The sequence below is a fragment of the Duganella sp. 1224 genome, assembly GCF_013408245.1.
Taxonomy (GTDB): Bacteria; Pseudomonadota; Gammaproteobacteria; order Burkholderiales; family Burkholderiaceae_D; genus Rugamonas.
Genome location: NZ_JACBYS010000003.1, coordinates 295023 through 313667, shown reverse-complemented (window position 1 = coordinate 313667; position 18645 = coordinate 295023). Strand labels below are relative to the sequence as shown.

Sequence of the window (18645 nt, the reverse complement as noted above, 5' to 3'; positions counted from 1 at the left end):
TCCGCATCCCGAGGGCCCGGCGGGTTGGATGCTGTTATTGGTGGATGTCGGCCTCGGAGGTGAAGGCGTCGGCGTAGAACTCTTCCTCCGGCAGGCCGCAGCGCGCGACAAAGTCGGCCTTGGCCGACTCCACCATGACCGGCGCGCCGCAGGCGTAGACCTGGTGGCCGGACAGGTCCGGCAGGTCGGCCATCACCGCCTGGTGCACGTAGCCGGTGCGGCCGGCCCAGTGGTCTTCCGGCAGCAGGTTGGACAGCACCGGCACGTAGCTGAAGTTCGGCATGCTGGCGGCCCACTCGCGGCACAGCGCGTCCATGTAGATATCCTGCGGCCGGCGGCCGCCCCAGTACAGCGTCATCTGGCGGGACGAGCCCTGCGCGCGCAGGTGCTCGACGATGGCCTTGATCGGCGCGAAGCCGGTGCCGGAGGCCAGCAGCACCATCGGCTTGTCGCTGTCCTCGCGCACGAAGAAGGTGCCCATCGGGCCCTCGAAGCGCAGGATGTCGCGCTCCTTCATGGTGGTGAACACCTGGTCGGTAAACAGGCCGCCCGGCAGGTGGCGGATGTGCAGCGTCAGCGGCTGGCCCAGGTCCGGCGCGGTGGCCAGGCTGTAGCTGCGGCGCTTGCCGTCCTTGAGCATGAATTCGATGTACTGGCCGGCGCGGAACTTCAGCGTTTCGTTGGCCGGCAGTTGCAGCGTCATGACGATGACGTCGGCCGCCACTTTTTCCAGCGTCGACACGCGCGACGGCATCTTGCGGATCGGGTAGTCGTCGCTGCCGGCCACCTCGCGCGCTTCGATCACCACGTCGCTGTGCGGGATGGCGCAGCAGAACAGCGACATGCCATTGGCTTCCTCCTCCTTGGGCAGGGCGCGCTCCTGGTGCGGCTTGTGGGTGATGTCGCCGGACAGGACCTTGCCCTTGCAGGAGCTGCAGGCGCCGTTCTTGCAGCCGTACGGCAGGCCGACGCCGGCGCGCATGGCGGCCGTCAGGATGGTTTCGTCTTCCTCGCAGCTGAATTGGTGGCCGCTGGGCTGTACAGTGATGTGAAACGTCATACGATATCAAGCAGGTGGCATCAAACCCGGTATTTTACCTTAGTCGGCGGGTTCGGCCGGCCGCCGCTGTGGCGGGCGCAAGGCCGATTCGTGGTACATGACGTTGATGCGCGCCACGTACTTGGGCCGGCCCGCGCCCACCCGCGTGCCGGCGTGCGACACCGAATCGGTGGAAAAGCCATGCCGGAAAAACAGGGCCGCGCCCTTGCGCGGCTGGACGTCGACCACCTTGCCGTCGCGCCCGTACAGGCGGGTGGCGCCGCCGTTGACGCCGTCGCCGGCATCGTTCAGGTACAGCAGCATGGTCAGGCGCGAGCGCAGGCCGTCCCAGGTGTCCATGCGCTGGCGGTCGGCGCTCAGGCCGTAGCCGGGCCAGTCGCCGTCCAGGTGGCGGTTGAAGACGTCGTCGGCGTCATAGCGGTACATATTGATGCGGTGGCTCAGTTCGGGATGCAGCGGCACGCCGTCGATCTCGGCCGGCAGCAGCGCGGCCAGGCGTTGATAGATCGGCCCCAGCAGCGTTTGGTCCGCCACCCAGTGCACGGTCTTGTTCATGCGCATGCCGGGCGGGGTGCTGATGCCGGGCGCCTCGCTGCGGTAGCCCAGCTGCTCCGACCAGGCGACCAGCGCGTCGGCCTCGTCCGGCGTCAGCACGTTGTCGATTTCAAAGGCCAGCAGGCCGCCCAGATCGATGTCGCGCCGCTGTTGCCGCAATGCCGGCCGCGCCTGCAGTTGCAGGGCCGGCGGCAGCTGGCGGAAGGCGTGCACCGGCGTGCGCGCCACCGCGCCGCCCATTGGCAGCGAGCCGGTCAGCTCGGCCACGGTGTGGTGGGGATAGTCCATGGACGCCTCCTTACCAGCTGCCGACATTCGGCATCGATACCCACGGCTCGGCCGGCGGCAGCGGCCGGCCCTCCTGCAGCAGCTCGACCGAGATGCCGTCCGGCGAGCGCACGAAGGCCATGTAGCCGTCGCGCGGCGGCCGGCTGATGGTGACGCCATGGTCGAGCAGGCGCTGGGTGGCGGCGTAGATGTCCGGCACCGAATACGCCAGGTGGCCGAAGTTGCGGCCGCCGCTGTAGGCGTGCTCGTCCCAGTTGTGGGTCAGCTCGACCTGGGCCTCGCGGTCGCCCGGCGCGGCCAGGTAAATCAGCGTGTAGCGGCCGGCCGGCACGTTGATCTGGTGCACCACTTCCAGGCCGAGGGCGTCGCGGTAAAAGCCCAGCGATTGCGCCAGGTCGGCCACGCGGACCATGGTGTGCAGGTATTTCATGGTGTTCTCCAGCAAATGTCGATGGCGGCAGTGTGGCAGAAGGGGGCGCGGCTGGGGACTGGCCGGGAACGCTAACTGTTTCAACGCGGCGTTGATAATGTCCCTTACAATCGCGGCATGAAAACCTCCAACTTCCACCGCCCGCGCCTGCTGATCGTGGGCTGCGGCGACGTCGGCATGCGGCTGCTGCCCTTGCTGGCCCGCCATTTCCGCGTGTTTGCCACCACCAGCCAGGCCGGGCGCCGCGCCGAACTGCGGGCCGCCGGCGCCGTGCCGCTGGTCATCGACCTCGACCAGCCGGCCACGCTGCGCCGGCTGGACGGGCTGGCGCCGTGGGTGGTGCACCTGGCGCCGCCGCCGGCCGATGGCGTGCTGGACACGCGCACCCGCAATCTGACGGCGGTGCTGCCGGCCGGCGGCAAGGTGGTGTATATCAGTACCACGGGCGTCTATGGCGATTGCGGCGGCGCGCTGTTCGACGAGAGCCGGCCGGTGGCGCCGCGCAACGCCCGGGCGTTGCGGCGGGTGGATGCCGAGCGCACGCTGCGGCGCTGGGCGTGCCGCGCCGGCGCCACGCTGTCCATCCTGCGCGTGCCCGGCATCTATGGCGCCGACCGGCTGCCGCTGAAGCGCTTGCGCGAGGGCACGCCGGCGCTGATCGACGCCGACGACGTCTACACCAACCACATCCATGCCGACGACCTGGCCGCGATCATCGTGCGGGCCTTGTATCGTGCGCTACCTCACCGTGCCTACCATGCGGTAGATGACAGCGATATGAAGATGGCGCAGTATTTCGATGCGGTCGCCGATGCGTTCCAGCTGCCGCGCCCGCCACGCCTGCCGCGCGCCGAACTGCAGCGGGTGGTGTCGCCGGCGCTGTTGTCCTTCATGTCGGAGTCGCGCCGCCTGCGTAACGACCGCATCAAGCGCGAACTGGGCGTGCGGCTGCGCTACCCGAGCGTGGCGGCCACGCTGGCGCGAATGTAAAGATATGTAAAGCAGCAACAGAAGTTAAAGCAGTGAAAGTCTGTCGTCAGTTTTCTGTGACAAACTTATAAGCTGACTTATTTGATGCATATCAAATAAGTCAACACATGTTAAGATACTGTTAGCCATCTTCCACGAAGGAGTGCGCGCATGTCAGCCACTTTGCAGCCGACCAAGGAGCAGGTTCGCGCTTACATGCAGCAGCGTCAGCGGGATTTTGGCCACTGCCCGCCGCCGGTGCCGGAAGAAATCCGCCGCCAGCTGGGCTGGCACTGCAATCCGCAACATGCCGAGCATTTTTCCTCTTCCACGTTGTTCCTCCCAGGCACGATCGCCCAACTGGCCACGCTGATGGCGGTTGAATGGTGCTTCCTTGCCGCCGGCGTCACCCGTCCAAGTTGATCTTTACATACTTTGATACTTATTTTTACAACAGATATACGCACTACCACACAAAATAGGGTTAGAATCTCACTAAATCTCACAGAAACGTCTGTTGAGTTAGCCCTTTTGTAACGTCAGCGTGTATTACCTTGGTTAAGCACTAAAACGCGGCATAAATGTTCGTGGTTTCTCGTGCTTCGATGGTAATTGAGCTAAAAATTTTTCTTATCCATGTGTCGTTTTTTTGCAAAATCGACCGCGAACTTACTTAAACTACTATGTCCCTCAAAGAAATCACCGCGTCGCCGACTTATAACCCGAACCGTGTGCTGGACGCCATCATCGAAAAACTGCAACTGAAAAACGATGCGGCGCTGTCCCGCGCGCTGGAAGTGGCTCCTCCGGTCATCTCCAAGATCCGTCACAACACGCTGCCGATTGGCGCGACCATCCTGATTCGCATGCACGAGATCAGCGATTTCAGCATTCGCGAACTGCGCGAAATGATGGCGTCCTGATAGCGGACAGGCAAAAGAAACGGCGCGCACTTCAGAGTGACGCGCCGTTTTTTTTACCCCAAAACGTAAGGGTCTGACCCCGTACGGGGTCAGACCCTGGCGCCGCGGTGTGCGGGGTGTGGCGGTGCCGTCCGCAGTGACGGCCTCCTCGCGTAGGCTTGGGGGCCAGGTTGTGGCTTACCCCGCTATGCCGAGGTGCTGATGGTGGTGCCGATGCGCTGGCCGCTGGTGTTGACGGTCGGCGCGACCGCCGCCTGCGGCGGTGGTGGCGGTGGCGGCTGCTCGACCTTCTCGGCGGGCCGGTCCACGGCTTTTACCTGCTCAGGTTGGCGGTTGGGGGCGGCTTGCTGGATCGCGGTGGTATTGCTCGAAGCGACGGTATTGACGGCCATGATGAACTCCCATCATCTGTAGACTTCCGAGTATGCCACTTTTTTTGGCAAGCCGCCCGGTTTTTGTGCGTCAAACGGGTTGGGCCAGGCGAGGGCGCTGGCTGTAGAAGCTGGATTGTTGCGCCACCACGATCTCGCCGGCCACCACGCCCGAGTGGGCGACGTCCGGCAGCGCGCCGGAGTGGGCAAACGCCCCGGTCACCACGCCCGAGTGCGCGCTCCGCGCCGGCGCCGCCGCGCGCACATAGTCCTCGCCAAACGTCTCCTCGTACAGCTCTTTCATGCGCTGGCCAACCCGCACGTGCGCCGTCTCGTCATCCTCGCCACGCAGGCCGATGTACGGGAAATGGTGCAGGTAGTGGCCGAACACGGCGTCGCAATCGGCGTGGTATTTCATCGTGTCCAGGATGTGGTAATGCCAGAAGGTGTCGACGTCGACCAGCGGCGCGGTCTGTTCGTGCGGGTACTTCTTCATCAGGTGCAGGAAACGGCGGTATTCGAACTCGACGGCGTTGGCGCGCTCCAGCGTCCAGCCTTCGCCGGACTCCTGGTGCATCAGCTTGACTTTGATCGGTTCCAGGTCCAGGGCGGCGATGGCGTGCAGGGTTGGGGCATTCATCAGGATCTCCTTTGCTGTATTGATGCGGGTTGAAAAGGCTGCGAATGCCTTTGATTTTGCCCGGAGGAGAGAGGTGTTCCTTGAGGTTAATCAATGTTTCAAAGGAAATTTTACAACGCCAGGTCGGCGGTGCTGGCGGCCGGCAGGGGTAACTGCGACGTGGCCGGGTCGCTGACCGGCACGGCGATGGCCACCGTCGTGCCGGCGTTGGGACTGCCGGCGATCGAGCAGGTGCCGCCCAGCAGGCTGATACGCTCTTCGATGCCGACCAGGCCGAACGAGCCGATCTTGTTGCGGCTGCTGTCGCGCACGCCGATGCCGTTGTCGGTGATGGTCATGCACAGCATGCCGCCGGTTTGCAGCAGTTCCACGCGCACCAGGCTGGCGTGGGCGTGCTGCAGAATATTGCTGAGCGACTCTTGCAGCACGCGGAAGAAGGCGGTGGCGCGCTGGTCGTCGATGCGGATTTCGGTATCGTGGTCGATCAGCTCGCACACCATGCCGGAGCGCGCGCGAAACTGGGCGATCTGCCACTCCACCGCCGCGTTCAGGCCCAGGTCCAGCACCGTCGGGCGCAGGTCGTTGATGATGTGGCGCACGCTCTTGATGCTGCTGTCGATCTGGCTCAGCATGCGCTGGGCGCGCGCGTGCAGGCGCGGGTGGCGGTGGCGCGTGCGCGTGGCGAACATGTCGACGTCGATGCGCAGCACCAGCAGGTTCTGGCCGAGGTCGTCGTGGATTTCCCGCGCGATGCGCTTGCGCTCCTGTTCCTTGATCTGGTCCGAGTGCGCCGCCAGCCGGCGCAGCTTGTGGTGCGATTGCTGCAGCCGCGCCTGGCTGTTGCGCAGCTCGCGCGTCATTTCCTTGGCCATCTTCACCGCCCGCATGCGCGACGACGACAGCGTGTGGAACAGCAGGTAGAACAGCAGCGAGCCGGTGAAGCCGCACAGCATCGCCAGCCAGGGCAGCCAGATGTCGAAGCGGCTGTACCAGTTGGCCTTGGGCGCGCTGAAGTGCGCGCTCCAGCGGCGATGGTGGAAGTCGACCGGCAACACCACGCTGAACAGGCCGCTGCCGCGCGGCGGGCTGCCGGCTGGGTTGCTGTCGAATAGCTGCACCGGTGTGCGCGGCGCGCCGGCTTCGCCGGTGTCGTACAGCACCAGCCGGGTGTCGAGCACCTGCATCGGCTCCAGCGCCGCCGCCACCAGCCGCGGCACGCTGAAGCCGATGCCCACCGAGCCGACGTAGGCGGCGCGGCGCTGGGCCACGGTCCGCAGCGGCGCGCCGTTGCGGTACACCGGCAGGCGCAGCGCCAGGCCAGCGCCCAGCGGCTGGTGGGCGCTGTCGATCGGCAGCCCCGAGGCGCTGAGGTCGCCGGTGTCGCGGCCCTGACGCAGCGCCCGCGCCACCGGCGCCCGGTAGCCGATGTCGCGGCCGATTTTTTCGCGGAATTCGTCCAGCGGCTCGATCATCGTCAGCACCCAGTATTCCGCGCGGCGCTCGGCTGGCTGGATGCTGAGCCGGGCCGGATAGCCGGGCGCCACGCCGAAGCTGGCTTGTTCCAGCGCGTCGCGGCCGGCGTCGGTCACGTACAGGGCATAGTTGATGTTGTCCAGCGCGGGGAACTGCTTGTCGATATCGAGCCCGCTGACGTAGCGGTGAAAGCTGGCGCGGTCCACGTGCTCGGCCGCGTGGAAGAAGCTGGCGGTGCCGCGCAACACGTCGGTGTAGGCGTTCAGCCGCGAGCTGATGTTGTATTGGGCGTTTTGCGCCTGGTGCAAAAACCGCTCGCTGGCATCGTAGTCGATGGTGCGGTGGGCCCCCAGGTAAAACAGTCCGCCTATCCCCAGCGACAACAGCACCCCCGCCCACCATACCGGCCGGGAAGCGGGGAATAGCTGTCTGTGGGCGATGGCCATAATATTTTGACTATAGGAAATAAGCCTTCGCCGAGTCAAGCAGCTTTGCAAAAAAGCTATTTGTCCTGGACGGTTAGTCAACTTAAAGTCAACAAAAAACGGCGCCACGCGGGCGCCGTTTTGAGTGGAGCGGGGGCGGCTTATTTCGCGACCCAGCTGTCCTTCAGCGTGACGATGCGGTTGAACACCGGCTTGCCGGGCTGCGAGTCGACGCGGTCGGCCACGAAGTAGCCATGGCGCTCGAACTGGAAGCGCTGGTCCGGCTGCGCCGCGCGGATGCCCGGCTCCAGGTAGGCCTTCACCACTTCCTTGGCGTTCGGATTCAGCAGCGACAGGAAGTCCTTGCCGCCGGCGTCCGGCTGGGCGTCGGTGAACAGGCGGTCGTACAGGCGCACTTCGGCTTCCACGGCAGCGGCGGCCGACACCCAGTGGATGTTGCCCTTGACCTTGTAGTTGTCCGAGCCCGGCGTGCCCGACCTGGAATCCTCGAAGTACTTCACGTGCACGGCGACGACCTTGCCGTTTTCATCCTTGTCGTAGCCGGTGCACTCGGTCACGTAGCCGTGGCGCAGGCGCACGCGGCTGCCCGGAGCGTCGCCGATCGGCGGGTAGTAGCGGAAATAGCCCTTGGTCGGCACTTCCATGAAGTCCTCTTCTTCGATCCACAGCTCGCGCGAGATCGGGAAGGTGCGCACGCCCATCTCCGGGTGGTGCGGGTGGACCGGCGAGGTGCACTCCTCGGTCTGGCCTTCCGGGTAGTTGTCGATGATCAGCTTCAGCGGGCGCAGCACGGCGGTGGCGCGCGGCGCTTTCGGGTCCAGGTCCTCGCGCACGCAGCCTTCCAGCGTGCTCATGTCGATCCAGCCGTCGGCCTTGGTCACGCCGATGCGCTCGCAGAACAGGTGGATGGATTCCGGCGTGTAGCCGCGGCGGCGCAGGCCGACGATGGTTGGCATGCGCGGGTCGTCCCAGCCATCGACGATCTTTTCCTCGACCAGCTGGCGCAGCTTGCGCTTGGAGGTCACCACGTAGGTCAGGTTGAGGCGCGAGAATTCGTACTGGCGCGGCACCGGCAGCGTGAAGAAGCCGCCTTTCGACAGGGTTTCCAGCAGCCAGTCGTAGAACGGGCGGTGGTCCTGGAATTCCAGCGTGCAGATCGAGTGGGTGATGTTTTCCAGCGCGTCCGAAATCGGGTGCGTGTAGTCGTACATCGGGTAGATGCACCAGGCGTCGCCGGTGCGCACGTGGTGCGCGTGGCGGATGCGGTAGATGGCCGGGTCGCGCATGTTCATATTGGGCGAGGACATCGCGTCTTCGCTGATCTTGGCGCGCACGATGTGTTCGCCGTCGGCGTACTTGCCGGCCTTCATGTCGCGGAAGATCTGCAGCGATTCGGCGGCCGGCCGGTCGCGGAACGGCGAATTCTTGCCGGGGGTATTGAAGCTGCCGCGGTTGGCCGCCATATCCTCTGCCGACTGGCTGTCGACGTAGGCGTAGCCGTGTTCGATCAGCCACTCGGCCATGGTGTACAGCTGGTCAAAGTAGTCCGACGCGTAGTGCAGGTGGTGCTCGACCGAGCCGTCAGCCTTCGGATAGTCGTAGTCAAAGCCCAGCCACTTGACGCTGTCGATGATGGTGTCGACGTATTCCTGCTCTTCCTTGGCCGGGTTGGTATCGTCGAAACGCAGGTTGCAGCGGCCGTGGTAGTCGCGCGCCAGGCCGAAGTTCAGGCAAATCGACTTGGCGTGGCCGACGTGCAGGTAGCCATTTGGTTCCGGCGGGAAGCGGGTGATGACGCTCGGCATGCCTTGGCGGTCGTGGGTGCCGGCCGCGATATCGTGCTCGACGATGGCGCGCAGGAAATTGGATGGGTGCGCTGGCGCTGGGCTGTTTTTGTCGTTGCTCATCTGGAAGTTGAATTAGGCAAAAGTTCTATATTGCTCCATTTTACCGTATTGCCAGTGGGGATATGGCGGCGCGGTATAATGATCGATTAATTTGTTTCCGCACCAAGGCCCGGAGTTTCCAAATGGAAAATTATTACAACACACTGGGTATCGCGCCGAACGCCAGCGAAGAGGAGATCAAAAAGGTCTATCGCTCGCTGGCCATGCGCTTCCACCCGGACCGCAATCCCGAACCTGGCGCCGACGCGCGCTTCAAGGCCGTCACCAAGGCCTACGAGATCCTGTCGGACCCGGTCAAGCGCGAGGAATACAACCAGAGCCTGAATCACCGCATCATCATCGACGCCGAAGCCGAAGCGTACCAGCTGTGGCGTTCGCTGTTCGCGCTGCACGGCACCACGCTGCCGGCGGCCTGATACCTGTTTTGAGAAAGTAAGCAATGAGAAAAGTACACCCCGAGTTCGCCTATCAGGCGCGCGAACTGGAAGGCCAGATCGACGGCATCCTGGGCGATCCGCCGGACCGCAAGAACTACCAGCGCATGGTGGACGCGCTGGTGGGCGAGTACGCCCAGGGCGGCGGCATCGAGGACGTCAATATGCTGGCCTTTGCGCTGGTCGACCACATCGAGTTCACCAATCCGAAGGGCCTGCTGGCCGAGGCCGAGGACTACGAGTTCGGCGACGCCGCGCGCGTGTTCGCCATGGCCGAGTGCAAGGGCGAGGAGGCGGGCAAGATGTACGCGGCCATCGCCGACAGCATGCCGGACCTGGCGCGCCAGGCCATCATCACCGCCTTCCTGCACAAGAATCCGCGCAAGTGGGACGACGACGACCAGTCGCTGGACCAGCTGTCGGCCAATGACGATGGCGACGATGTCGAGGAAGACGACGCCGCCAGCGACGACTTCGCGCAAATGTTCGACCAGGATGGAGAATAAGCATGTCCGAGAAATCTAATCTGCCCGCACTGAGCAAGCAAGTGACGGAACTGGTGCTGGCCGGCTCGCTGAGCCACGCCGAGGAAGCCTTTGCCGAGGCCGCCGACCAGTTCGGCGACCTGGCGGTGGTGGAAGTGCTCAACAACATCCCGCCGCAGGTGACCGCGCTGCACATGGCCGGCTTTGACGGCGGCAAGATGTCGCTGACCACGCTGCTGGTGCCGCCGAAGGCCTGGGCCGACAGCCTGGCCTTCATCGCCGCCACCTGGCCGGACGACCAGATCGAGGACGATCCGGAGCGCATCGCCGAGTCGCTGTTCGCCCACATCCACGGCGTGGTGTTCGCCACCGACGACGAGGAGCGCCGCAACGAGCTGCTGGCGGCCGCCTCGGCCACCGACCACGGCGCCACCATCTTCGCCATCCTGTTCTCGCTGGCGCCGAAGGAGATCCTGGAAGTGGCCGGCGAAGTCATTTCGAAGGGCCCGTACCTGACCGGCCAGACCTCGTCCGACAGCGACATCGTGCCGGTGGCGATCGCGCTGGCGCAGGCGTCGGAAGACGGCTGGGACCGCGCGCTGTTCGAGCTGTTCCCGGAATTCCGCCACAGCGCCGACCTGGCCGACGCCGAGTACGACGACGATCCGGACGCCGAGCCGACCATCCTGCAGCGCTCGACCAAGGAGCTGCTGTACCGTCTGCGCAAGCAGGTGCCGTCCACGCGTGCTGTGCGCACCACGCGCCGCACGGTCGGCACCAACATCTTCTCGTGACGGGCGGCCCATCGATGCTGCCCGCAATCGTAGTAGCAACCCTGCCGCGCCTGACCCGCGCCATCCAGCAGCTGGCCAGGCACCCGGATGATGACGCCGCCTACACGCTGGCCGACGAGCTGACCGGCATCACCGCCATGGTGGCCGAGAAGTTCACCAACGACCGCACCGCCGAAGGCATCCAGAAGGCGCTGCAGCTGACGGTGGGCTGCGTGTCGCTGGGGCTGGACCACGCGCTGCCGGACGAGGACGACCTGGCCGCGCTGGACCTGCTGATCGACGAGGGCGCCGAGCACGCCTTCCAGATCGGCTTCCGCATGATCAAGGAGCTGTCGTCGCTGCCGGAGGACGCGCTGGTGGGCGAGTACGACACCGACCCGGTGTACGCCGCGCGCCGCCTGCGCGAGAAGTTCATCGACATCTGCCAGACCGATCCGAACCAGAACTGGGACGGCACGGCGCGCTATGCGGTGCAGTTCAAGCAGCGCAAGGAAGTGCAGGCGGTGGTGCGGCTGGCCGGCTGGCTGCGCCGTCACAACACCGAGGGCCCGGTCAGCGACGCCGACCTGAATGCCGAGGGCGTGATCGCGCTGGCCATCATCTTCGCGGTGGAGGGCGGCGGCCGCATCGTCGCGCGCACCGGCCAGAAGGAGTTTGAGCGCTTCGTCAAGGCGGTGCGCAAGAACAAGCCGGACTACGAGGCCGGCTGGGCCGAGCTGGTGGCCAAGGTGCCGGCGCAGCACCATCCGGTGCTGCTGGAGCGCATCGACAGCTACCGCCAGACCTGCACGGTGCTGCAAAACATCAAGGGCCGCACGGCCATGAAAACCTTGTTCGCGGAACTGGAAAACTACGCCGGCTCCGAGCTGGACGCGGACTACTCCTGACCCCCGCCCCCGTCGTTCCGGCGAAGGCCGGAACCCATGGAACGCATGCTCGTCATGGACTCCGGCTTTCGCCGGAGTGACGGGTATGTGGACGGGTGCGTGGACGTGGACGGGCCGCCTCGGCAGCCACCTCCACGAACGCCGCCACCAGCGGCGACGCCGCATCCTTCCGCTTGGCCAGATACAACGCCGTGGTGGCCGAAGCGTCAGCCATCGGCCGGTAGCAGACATCGCTCATGCGGATGATGTCAAACGAACTCGGCAGCACCGACACGCCGCAACCGGCCGCCACCAGGCCGATGATGGTGGACGCCTCGCCGGCCTCCATCGCAATGGTCGGCTTGAAGCCGGCCTCCCTGCACAGCCGGTTAATCTGCGGATGGATGCCGGTGCCGGCGCTTTCCGGGTACATCACCAGCGGTTCGCCGCGCAGGTCGCTGACCGCGATCTTCTTTTTCGCCGCCAGCGGGTGGCCGGCCGGCAGCACCATCACCAGCGGATCGCGCCGCAGCACGGTCAGCTCCACCGACTCCGGCAAGGTCAGCTCCGGCGGCCGCACCAGGCCCAGGTCCAGCTCGCGCGCCGCCAGCGCCTCGATCTGGCCGACGGTCGACATCTCCTGCAAGGTCAGCTGCACGCCCGGATAGCGCTGGCGGTAGCGGTTGATCATCGCCGCGAACAGCGGCGTCAGCGGCGTGGAAAAGGTGAAGCCGACCCGCAGCTCGCCGGCCTCGCCGCGCCCGGCCCGGCGCGCGGTGTGCATCGCCTGCTCGGACAAGGCCAGCACCCGCCGCGCATCGTCGAGAAACAGCTTGCCGGCCTCGGTCAGCCGCACCCAGCGCTTGCTGCGCTCCAGCAGCCGCGCGCCCACCTCCGCCTCCAGCATCTGGATCTGATGGCTCAACGGCGGCTGGCCGATATGCAGCCGCTCGGCCGCGCGCGTGAAGCTGAGCTCCTCGGCGACGGCAACAAAATAACGCAGGTGGCGCAGTTCCATTATCTTTTAAAAGTATAAGCAACGTCTCAAATATATATTGGACAGCTTAGTGACGCAATCCTAAGATAAACGCATCGCACCTCGCAGGATTACCATGTTAGCCGCCACCATGCCCCGTATCGCCCTTGGCAGCCAGGAATTCAAACGCAGCAACCGCGCCATGTTCTTCGGCGGCTTCGCCACGTTCGCGCTGCTGTACTGCGTGCAGCCGTTGATGCCGGTGCTGTCGCACGAATTCGCGCTGACGGCGGCGCAGAGCAGCATGGTGTTGTCGGTGTCGACCGGGGCGCTGGCGCTCTCGCTGGTGTTGTCCAGCGCCGTGTCGGAGCGCTGCGGCCGCAAGCCACTGATGGTGGCGGCGATGGCGGTGGCGGCCGTGATGACGCTGCTGTGCGCGTTTGCCCACAACTACCCGCAATTGCTGGTGATGCGCGCCTTGCTGGGCGCGGTGCTGGGCGGCATGCCGGCCATCGCCATGGCCTACCTGGGCGAGGAAATCGAACCGCAATCATTGGGCTTGTCGATGGGCCTGTACATCAGCGGCAGTGCCTTCGGCGGCATGGCCGGGCGGGTGATCACGTCGGTGCTGAGCGACCATTTTTCGTGGCGGTTGGCGCTGGCCGTGGTGGGCGCGGCCGGGATTTACGCCGCGTTCGAGTTCTGGCGCAGCCTGCCGCCATCGCGCCACTTCCGGCCGTCGGGCGATGGCTGGCGCGTGCTGCCGGCCGGCTTGCGGCTGCATTTCGCGGACCGGGGGCTGCCGTGGCTGTTCGCGCTGGCCTTTTTGCTGATGGGCGCGTTTGTCAGCCTGTACAACTACATCGCCTACCGGCTGCTGGGCGCGCCGTTCACGCTAAGCCAGAGCCTGGTGGGCGCGGTGTCGTTCTTCTACCTGCTCGGCATCTACAGCTCGGTGTGGGCGGGCCGGCTGGCCGACCGCTACGGCCGCCGCAACGTGTTGTGGATGATGGCCATCATCATGTTCAGCGGATTGCTGCTGACCTTGTCCAACTGGCTGCCGCTGATTTTGCTCGGGGTGGCGGTGTTCACCTATGGCTTCTTCGCCACCCATTCGGTGGCCAGCAGCTGGGTGGGGCGGCGCGCCACCAGCAACAAGGCGCTGGCGTCGGCGCTGTACCTGTTCTTCTACTACCTCGGCTCCAGCGTGGTCGGCTCGGCGACCGGCATCATGTGGGGCCGCGCCGGCTGGCCGGGCGTGGTGGCCGTGTTGTCCTGCTCGCTGCTGCTGGCGCTGCTGGTCGCGCTGCGCCTGCGCACGCTGGCGCCGCTGGGGCAGGCGGAGCGCTAGTCAGCGCGTGCGCAGCAGTTCGGCGACGGCGTCCGGCGCCAGCGGGCGGCTGAAGTAGTAGCCCTGGATTTCGTCGCAGCCCTGGGTGCGCAGGTAGTCGAGCTGGGCCGCGGTTTCCACGCCCTCGGCAATCACCCGGAAGCCGAGGCTGTGGCCGAGCGCGATCACCGAGCGCACGATGGCGGCCACCTTCGGCTGGTCCAGCATCTCGCGCGTGAAAGACTGGTCGATTTTCAGGCAATCGACCGGGAACTGCGTCAGGTAGGACAGGCTGGAATAGCCGGTGCCGAAGTCGTCGATCGACAGCGCAATGCCCAGTTGCTTGAGTTCAGTGATGACCGCCACCGCGTCGTCGACGTTGTGCATCATCAGGCTCTCAGTCAATTCCAGTTCCAGGTATTGCGGGTCGAGGCCGCTGTCGGCCAGCGCCGAACGGACCTCGTCGTGCAGCCCCTGGTCGCGGAACTGGCGCGCCGACAGGTTGACCGCCACCCGCAGCGGCGGCAGCCCGGCCTGCTGCCACGCCACCGCCTGGGTGCAGGCCATGCGCAGCACCCAGCGGCCGATGGCCACGATCATGCCGGTCTCCTCCGCCACGCCGATGAAGCGCGCCGGCGACACCGCGCCCAGCACTGGATGCTGCCAGCGCAGCAGCGCCTCCATGCCGGTCACCGCGCCGCTGCGCAGGTCCAGCTTGGGCTGGTACACCAGGCGCAGTTCGTCGCGCGCGAGCGCATGGCGCAGTTCGGTTTCGATCGAGGCGCGCTCGGCGATGCGCGCATGCATCGCCGCCTCATAGAACTGCACCTGGTTGCGGCCGGCCTCCTTGGCGCGGTACATGGCGATGTCCGCGTGCTTGAGCAGCTGCTCCGGCTCGCTGCCGTCGGCCGGGTAGACGCTGACGCCGATGCTGCAGGTCACCGCCAGCGTCTGGCCGTTCAGCGTGACCGGCGCGCCGATGGCGTCCTGCAGCAGTTGCAGCAGGCTGGACATCGGCCGCTGGTTGGCCACCGGCAGCAGCAACAGGAATTCGTCGCCGCCGAGGCGGGCCACGGTGTCGCCCTCGCTGGCGCAGGCGCGCAGGCGGTTGGCGATCACGCACAGCAGCTCGTCGCCGGCCTGGTGGCCGAGGTGGTCGTTGATCAGCTTGAAGTTGTCGAGGTCGATGAATACCAGCCACAGGCTGTGGCCGAAGCGCTGCGAGAAGGTGACTCCCTGCATCATGCGGTCATTCAGCAGCGCGCGGTTGGGCAGGCCGGTCAGGGCGTCGTGGTTGGCCTGGTGCTCCAGCTGCTCCTGGTATTCGAGGATGGCGGTCATGTCGGTCAGCACGCACACGTGGTGGCTGATGGCGCCGTCGGCGCCGCGCACCGGGCCGACGTGCAACTGGGTCCACAGCGCGGTGCTGTCGCGGTGGCGCGTGCGCAGCAGCAGCGTGACCTCCTGGCGCGACTGCATGGCGGCGTGCAGCGCCTGCTGCTGGTCGTGCGCCTGCACGCCCAGCAGCGACTCCAGGTCGTGCCCCAGCACCGCGTCCGGCGCGTGGCCGAACAGGCGGGCGAAGGCCGGGTTGGCATATTCGATGCGGTCGCTGCCGTCGTCATGGACGGTGATGACGATGGCGTTGACGCTGGCCTCCAGCGCCCGCCCGCGCAGCTGCAGCGTCAGCTCGGCCTGCTTGCGCTCGGTGATGTCCTCGATCGTGCCCAGCACGCCGATGATCTGGCCTTGCTGGTCGCGGAACGGCAGCTTGTTGATCAGGTACCAGTGGACCGTGCCGTCCGCCAGCGTCATGTGGTCTTCCTCGTTCAGGCGGCCGCGGCCGCTGGCCATGATGGCGCGCTCGTCGGCGCGGATGGCGTCGGCGTTGTGCGCCCACGGGAAATCCTCGTCGCGCTTGCCGGCGACGTCGGCGTTGCTGTGCAGGCCGGCGAAGCGGGCGAACACGCTGTTGCAGCCGAGATAGGCGCCGTCGCGGTCCTTCCAGAAGATCTGGTGCGGGATGTGGTTGATGACCAGTTGCTTGAGCTCGCGCGAGGCGTGCAGCGCCGCCTCCAGCGTGAGCCGCTCGGTCAGGTCGTGCGCGAACACCAGCCGGCCGGGCCGCCCGGACAAGGTCACCGAATGCGACGAGATGGCCACTTGCAGCAGCGTACCGTCGCGCCGCGCGTGCGTCCAGATGCCGGACTGCTCCGAGCCGCGCGCCGGCGTGGCGGCCAGGTTGCGGTCCAGCCGTTCCAGCTCGGCGGCCGGGCGGATGTCGCGGATGGTCATCTGCAGGAACTCGGCTTCCGTGTAACCGTACTGCACCACGGCGGCGGCGTTGACCACCATGAAGCGCAGCGTTTCCAGGTCGTACACCCACATCGCCAGCGGATGCGACTCGAACAGGTACTTGAAGCGCAGCCGCGATTCGTAGACATCGTAGTCGGCCAGCGGATGGGCCAGGCACAGGAAGCAGGGCGGGGCGGCGTCGGCGCGCCATTCGATGCTTTGCGTGACCGGGTGGCCGCCGCCGTCGCGGCCCAGCAGTTCGATCTCGCCGCGCCAGACGCCGCGCATGCGGGCGATGGGCAGCGCCTCGTTCTGCAGCATCGGCAGCGCCCAGGTGGCGTACAGCGTGTTGGCCGGGGTGCGGCGGGAAAGCGGACCGAGCACGTCGTCGCTGTGCTGGTTCCAGGCCAGCAGGCGGCCGTCCTCGCCGATGGCGAAGGCAAAGTAGCGGCTGGCGCCGAACAGCTGGTCGAAGGCATCCGCTTGCTGCTTGCTAGCTGCTCCGCCGCGTTGCGTCCGGTGGCGCCGGGGCGCGCGGGTGGAGGCTGGCTGCGGGTGTCGGTCCATAGCGGGTTTTGCCCATGCGAAAACGGTATGGTTCGATAGTAGCAGAAGGCTGTGGCTGGCTGGCATACTTCCGGCCCCGGCGTGTGGCGTTTTTATTTGCTTGCGGGCTGATCTGGATCAGTCTCCGGGCGGGTCGGCGCAACTGGCGGCGGGCGCCGCTGTCTCATCCGCACAGGCACCGGGGTGCCTGCTTCATGGAGGAGACCATCATGCTGCATCCGAACGATATTCAGCACCGCTTTTATTTTGTCGAGCGCGCGGTCCGGCTGGCGGCGCAGGCGGCGTCGGCCGAACCGGGCCTGCCGCGCGAACTGCGCAGTTGCCTGGAGTTGATGGACAAGCACGTCGACGGCGCGCGCGAGGTGTTGCAGGCCCGCGACGAGGCGCGCGTGCGCCAGCTGGTGCGCGACCTCGACCTGCTGGCCGAGCGCGCCCGGCGCATCTGCAACTACATCCCCACCTTGTCGGGCCAGATCAAGGGCGCGGTCACGCACATGCACAGCCAGATCCAGGAACTGAAGCGTGACATGAGTGTCTGAACGGGCAGGCCGCCGGGCGTGAGCACTACAGCACGCCTTTCGCGCGCAGGGCCGCGATGTCGTCGTCGCTGCGGCCCAGCAGGTCGCGCAGGATGGTGTCGGTGTGCTGGCCCAGCAGCGGCGGGGCGACGGCGTGGTCGGTGGGCGTGGCGGACAGGCGCATCGGGCTGCGCACCAGCTTGGTGGTGCCGGCGGTCGGGTGCGGCACCGCCATCACGATGCCGCGCGCTGCCACCTGCGGATTGCGGTAGACCTCGTCCAGGTTGTTGATCGGGCCGCACGGCACGCCCACCGCTTCCAGCGTGCTGATCCAGTAATCGCGCGGATGTTGCAGCACCATCTCGGCCAGCAGCGGCACCAGCTCGTCGCGGTGCCGCACCCGCAGCGGGTTGGTGGCATAGCGTTCGTGCAAGGCCAGGTCGCCGCGCCCGCCGGCCTCGACAAACTTCTGGTACTGGCCGTCATTGCCGGTGGCGACGATGATGTAGCCGTCCGCGCACTGGAAGGTCTGGTACGGCACGATGTTCGGATGGGCATTGCCCCAGCGCTTGGGCACCTTGCCGCTGTTCAGGTAATTGCTGCCGGCGTTGGCCAGCATCGCCACCTGCACATCCAGCAGCGCCATGTCGATGTACTGGCCCTGGCCGGTGCGGTCGCGGTGCGTCAGCGCGGCCAGGATGGCGATGGTGGCGTACATGCCGGTCATCAGGTCGGTCAGCGCCACGCCGGCTTTTTGCGGACCGCCGCCGGGCAGGTCGTCGCGTTCGCCGGTCACCGACATCAGCCCGCCCATGCCCTGGATCAGGAAATCGTAGCCGGCGCGGTGCGCGTACGGGCCGTCCTGGCCAAAGCCGGTCACCGAGCAGTAGACCAGGTCCGGCTTGAGCGCCGCCAGCGACTCGTAGTCGAGGCCGTAGCGTTTCAGCTGGCCGACCTTGTAGTTCTCCAGCACCACGTCGGACTGCCGCACCAGCTCGCGCAGCAATTGCTGGCCCTCGGCGCTGGCGATGTCCACCGTCACCGAGCGCTTGCCGCGGTTGGCCGCCAGGTAGTAGGCGGCCTCGGTGGTGTCCTTGCCGTCGGCGTCGCGCGCGTACGGCGGGCCCCAGGCGCGGGTGTCGTCGCCGCTGCCGGGCCGTTCGATCTTGATCACGTCTGCGCCGAGATCGGCCAGATTCTGCGAGCACCACGGTCCCGCCAGTACGCGGCTCAGGTCGAGGACGCGGATATGGCCTAGCGCTTTTGGAGCTGTCATGATGTGTTTCACCTTATGAGCACGGACAATCAGGCCGCTAGT

19 protein-coding genes are annotated in these 18645 nt (G+C 66.2%); 9 read left to right on the top strand and 10 right to left on the bottom strand.

Features of this window, described 5'->3' with window-relative positions; genetic code table 11:
* Positions 1-34: 34 nt before the first annotated feature.
* The 3 genes from FHW58_RS17995 to FHW58_RS17985 are packed head-to-tail and all read right to left on the bottom strand — an operon-like array spanning position 35 to position 2333.
* The gene (locus FHW58_RS17995) at positions 35-1060 is read right to left on the bottom strand and encodes a CDP-6-deoxy-delta-3,4-glucoseen reductase (protein ID WP_179674523.1); all 1026 of its coding nucleotides are present in this window, start codon (positions 1058-1060) and stop codon (positions 35-37) included.
* Positions 1061-1099: 39 nt separating this feature from the next.
* Positions 1100-1903, bottom strand: coding sequence for a 2OG-Fe(II) oxygenase (locus FHW58_RS17990; RefSeq protein WP_179674522.1), 804 nt, complete (start codon positions 1901-1903; stop codon positions 1100-1102).
* A 10-nt stretch (positions 1904-1913) separates the two neighbouring features.
* Entirely contained in the window at positions 1914-2333 is a 420-nt protein-coding gene (locus tag FHW58_RS17985) for a VOC family protein (RefSeq protein ID WP_179674521.1), read from the bottom strand.
* Positions 2334-2450: 117 nt separating this feature from the next.
* On the opposite strand from FHW58_RS17985, the gene FHW58_RS17980 reads away from it, so the two are divergent.
* The 3 genes from FHW58_RS17980 (at position 2451) to FHW58_RS17970 (ending at position 4225) form a co-directional block, all read left to right on the top strand.
* Complete coding sequence (locus FHW58_RS17980; protein WP_179674520.1) at positions 2451-3323, top strand: SDR family oxidoreductase; 873 nt, start codon at positions 2451-2453, stop codon at positions 3321-3323.
* Positions 3324-3473: 150 nt separating this feature from the next.
* A complete protein-coding gene (locus tag FHW58_RS17975) occupies positions 3474-3725 on the top strand; it encodes a hypothetical protein (RefSeq protein WP_179674519.1) in 252 nt (83 codons plus the stop codon).
* Positions 3726-3985: 260 nt separating this feature from the next.
* The gene (locus tag FHW58_RS17970; protein WP_092278423.1) at positions 3986-4225 is read left to right on the top strand and encodes a hypothetical protein; all 240 of its coding nucleotides are present in this window, start codon (positions 3986-3988) and stop codon (positions 4223-4225) included.
* Between the two features lie 185 nt (positions 4226-4410).
* Here FHW58_RS17970 and FHW58_RS17965 read toward each other — a convergent pair whose 3' ends face one another.
* From FHW58_RS17965 to FHW58_RS17950, 4 genes are all read right to left on the bottom strand, one after another.
* A complete protein-coding gene (locus FHW58_RS17965; protein ID WP_179674518.1) occupies positions 4411-4617 on the bottom strand; it encodes a hypothetical protein in 207 nt (68 codons plus the stop codon).
* 70 nt (positions 4618-4687) lie between these two features.
* Positions 4688-5236 (bottom strand): hypothetical protein, encoded by a 549-nt coding sequence (locus tag FHW58_RS17960; RefSeq protein ID WP_229265390.1) that lies wholly within the window; start codon positions 5234-5236, stop codon positions 4688-4690.
* Between the two features lie 110 nt (positions 5237-5346).
* Positions 5347-7155, bottom strand: coding sequence for a CHASE domain-containing protein (locus tag FHW58_RS17955; protein WP_179674517.1), 1809 nt, complete (start codon positions 7153-7155; stop codon positions 5347-5349).
* A 140-nt stretch (positions 7156-7295) separates the two neighbouring features.
* The gene (locus FHW58_RS17950) at positions 7296-9062 is read right to left on the bottom strand and encodes a glutamine--tRNA ligase/YqeY domain fusion protein (protein ID WP_179674516.1); all 1767 of its coding nucleotides are present in this window, start codon (positions 9060-9062) and stop codon (positions 7296-7298) included.
* A gap of 122 nt (positions 9063-9184) precedes the next feature.
* Here FHW58_RS17950 and FHW58_RS17945 point away from each other — a divergent pair, with 122 nt between their 5' ends.
* The 4 genes from FHW58_RS17945 to FHW58_RS17930 are packed head-to-tail and all read left to right on the top strand — an operon-like array spanning position 9185 to position 11662.
* Positions 9185-9478, top strand: a complete 294-nt coding sequence (locus FHW58_RS17945; protein ID WP_179674515.1) for a DnaJ domain-containing protein — start codon at positions 9185-9187, stop codon at positions 9476-9478.
* A 23-nt stretch (positions 9479-9501) separates the two neighbouring features.
* Positions 9502-10002: a hypothetical protein gene (locus FHW58_RS17940; protein WP_179674514.1), complete on the top strand. Its 501-nt coding sequence runs from the start codon at positions 9502-9504 to the stop codon at positions 10000-10002.
* A gap of 2 nt (positions 10003-10004) precedes the next feature.
* Positions 10005-10775 (top strand): hypothetical protein, encoded by a 771-nt coding sequence (locus FHW58_RS17935; RefSeq protein ID WP_179674513.1) that lies wholly within the window; start codon positions 10005-10007, stop codon positions 10773-10775.
* Positions 10776-10789: 14 nt separating this feature from the next.
* Positions 10790-11662 carry a hypothetical protein gene (locus FHW58_RS17930; protein ID WP_179674512.1) on the top strand — a complete coding sequence of 291 codons (873 nt, stop codon included), beginning with the start codon at positions 10790-10792 and terminating at the stop codon, positions 11660-11662.
* 52 nt (positions 11663-11714) lie between these two features.
* Here FHW58_RS17930 and FHW58_RS17925 read toward each other — a convergent pair whose 3' ends face one another.
* Positions 11715-12659 (bottom strand): LysR substrate-binding domain-containing protein, encoded by a 945-nt coding sequence (locus FHW58_RS17925; RefSeq protein WP_179674511.1) that lies wholly within the window; start codon positions 12657-12659, stop codon positions 11715-11717.
* A gap of 94 nt (positions 12660-12753) precedes the next feature.
* Between FHW58_RS17925 and FHW58_RS17920 the strand changes: the two genes are divergently transcribed.
* Positions 12754-13968, top strand: coding sequence for an MFS transporter (locus FHW58_RS17920; protein WP_179674510.1), 1215 nt, complete (start codon positions 12754-12756; stop codon positions 13966-13968).
* Here FHW58_RS17920 and FHW58_RS17915 read toward each other — a convergent pair whose 3' ends face one another.
* Complete coding sequence (locus tag FHW58_RS17915; protein ID WP_179674509.1) at positions 13969-16809, bottom strand: EAL domain-containing protein; 2841 nt, start codon at positions 16807-16809, stop codon at positions 13969-13971. It abuts the gene before it with no gap.
* Between the two features lie 209 nt (positions 16810-17018).
* Here FHW58_RS17915 and FHW58_RS17910 point away from each other — a divergent pair, with 209 nt between their 5' ends.
* Entirely contained in the window at positions 17019-17348 is a 330-nt protein-coding gene (locus tag FHW58_RS17910; protein ID WP_229265389.1) for a hypothetical protein, read from the top strand.
* 25 nt (positions 17349-17373) lie between these two features.
* On the opposite strand, the gene FHW58_RS17905 is transcribed toward FHW58_RS17910, so the two are convergent.
* Positions 17374-18603: a CaiB/BaiF CoA-transferase family protein gene (locus FHW58_RS17905; RefSeq protein ID WP_179674507.1), complete on the bottom strand. Its 1230-nt coding sequence runs from the start codon at positions 18601-18603 to the stop codon at positions 17374-17376.
* Between the last annotated feature and the right edge of the window lie 42 nt (positions 18604-18645).

Excerpts from the sequence above, each read along its gene's own strand:
- FHW58_RS17975 (WP_179674519.1), top strand. The coding sequence starts at position 3,474 with ATGTCAGCCACTTTGCAGCCGACCAAGGAGCAGGTTCGCGCTTACATG.
- FHW58_RS17995 (WP_179674523.1), bottom strand. The coding sequence starts at position 1,060 with ATGACGTTTCACATCACTGTACAGCCCAGCGGCCACCAATTCAGCTGC.
- FHW58_RS17915 (WP_179674509.1), bottom strand. The coding sequence starts at position 16,809 with ATGGACCGACACCCGCAGCCAGCCTCCACCCGCGCGCCCCGGCGCCAC.
- FHW58_RS17930 (WP_179674512.1), top strand. The coding sequence starts at position 10,790 with ATGCTGCCCGCAATCGTAGTAGCAACCCTGCCGCGCCTGACCCGCGCC.
- FHW58_RS17935 (WP_179674513.1), top strand. The coding sequence starts at position 10,005 with ATGTCCGAGAAATCTAATCTGCCCGCACTGAGCAAGCAAGTGACGGAA.
- FHW58_RS17920 (WP_179674510.1), top strand. The coding sequence starts at position 12,754 with ATGTTAGCCGCCACCATGCCCCGTATCGCCCTTGGCAGCCAGGAATTC.
- FHW58_RS17950 (WP_179674516.1), bottom strand. The coding sequence starts at position 9,062 with ATGAGCAACGACAAAAACAGCCCAGCGCCAGCGCACCCATCCAATTTC.
- FHW58_RS17965 (WP_179674518.1), bottom strand. The coding sequence starts at position 4,617 with ATGGCCGTCAATACCGTCGCTTCGAGCAATACCACCGCGATCCAGCAA.
- FHW58_RS17960 (WP_229265390.1), bottom strand. The coding sequence starts at position 5,236 with ATGAATGCCCCAACCCTGCACGCCATCGCCGCCCTGGACCTGGAACCG.
- FHW58_RS17905 (WP_179674507.1), bottom strand. The coding sequence starts at position 18,603 with ATGACAGCTCCAAAAGCGCTAGGCCATATCCGCGTCCTCGACCTGAGC.
- FHW58_RS17945 (WP_179674515.1), top strand. The coding sequence starts at position 9,185 with ATGGAAAATTATTACAACACACTGGGTATCGCGCCGAACGCCAGCGAA.
- FHW58_RS17925 (WP_179674511.1), bottom strand. The coding sequence starts at position 12,659 with ATGGAACTGCGCCACCTGCGTTATTTTGTTGCCGTCGCCGAGGAGCTC.
- FHW58_RS17910 (WP_229265389.1), top strand. The coding sequence starts at position 17,019 with ATGCTGCATCCGAACGATATTCAGCACCGCTTTTATTTTGTCGAGCGC.
- FHW58_RS17985 (WP_179674521.1), bottom strand. The coding sequence starts at position 2,333 with ATGAAATACCTGCACACCATGGTCCGCGTGGCCGACCTGGCGCAATCG.
- FHW58_RS17970 (WP_092278423.1), top strand. The coding sequence starts at position 3,986 with ATGTCCCTCAAAGAAATCACCGCGTCGCCGACTTATAACCCGAACCGT.
- FHW58_RS17940 (WP_179674514.1), top strand. The coding sequence starts at position 9,502 with ATGAGAAAAGTACACCCCGAGTTCGCCTATCAGGCGCGCGAACTGGAA.
- FHW58_RS17980 (WP_179674520.1), top strand. The coding sequence starts at position 2,451 with ATGAAAACCTCCAACTTCCACCGCCCGCGCCTGCTGATCGTGGGCTGC.
- FHW58_RS17990 (WP_179674522.1), bottom strand. The coding sequence starts at position 1,903 with ATGGACTATCCCCACCACACCGTGGCCGAGCTGACCGGCTCGCTGCCA.
- FHW58_RS17955 (WP_179674517.1), bottom strand. The coding sequence starts at position 7,155 with ATGGCCATCGCCCACAGACAGCTATTCCCCGCTTCCCGGCCGGTATGG.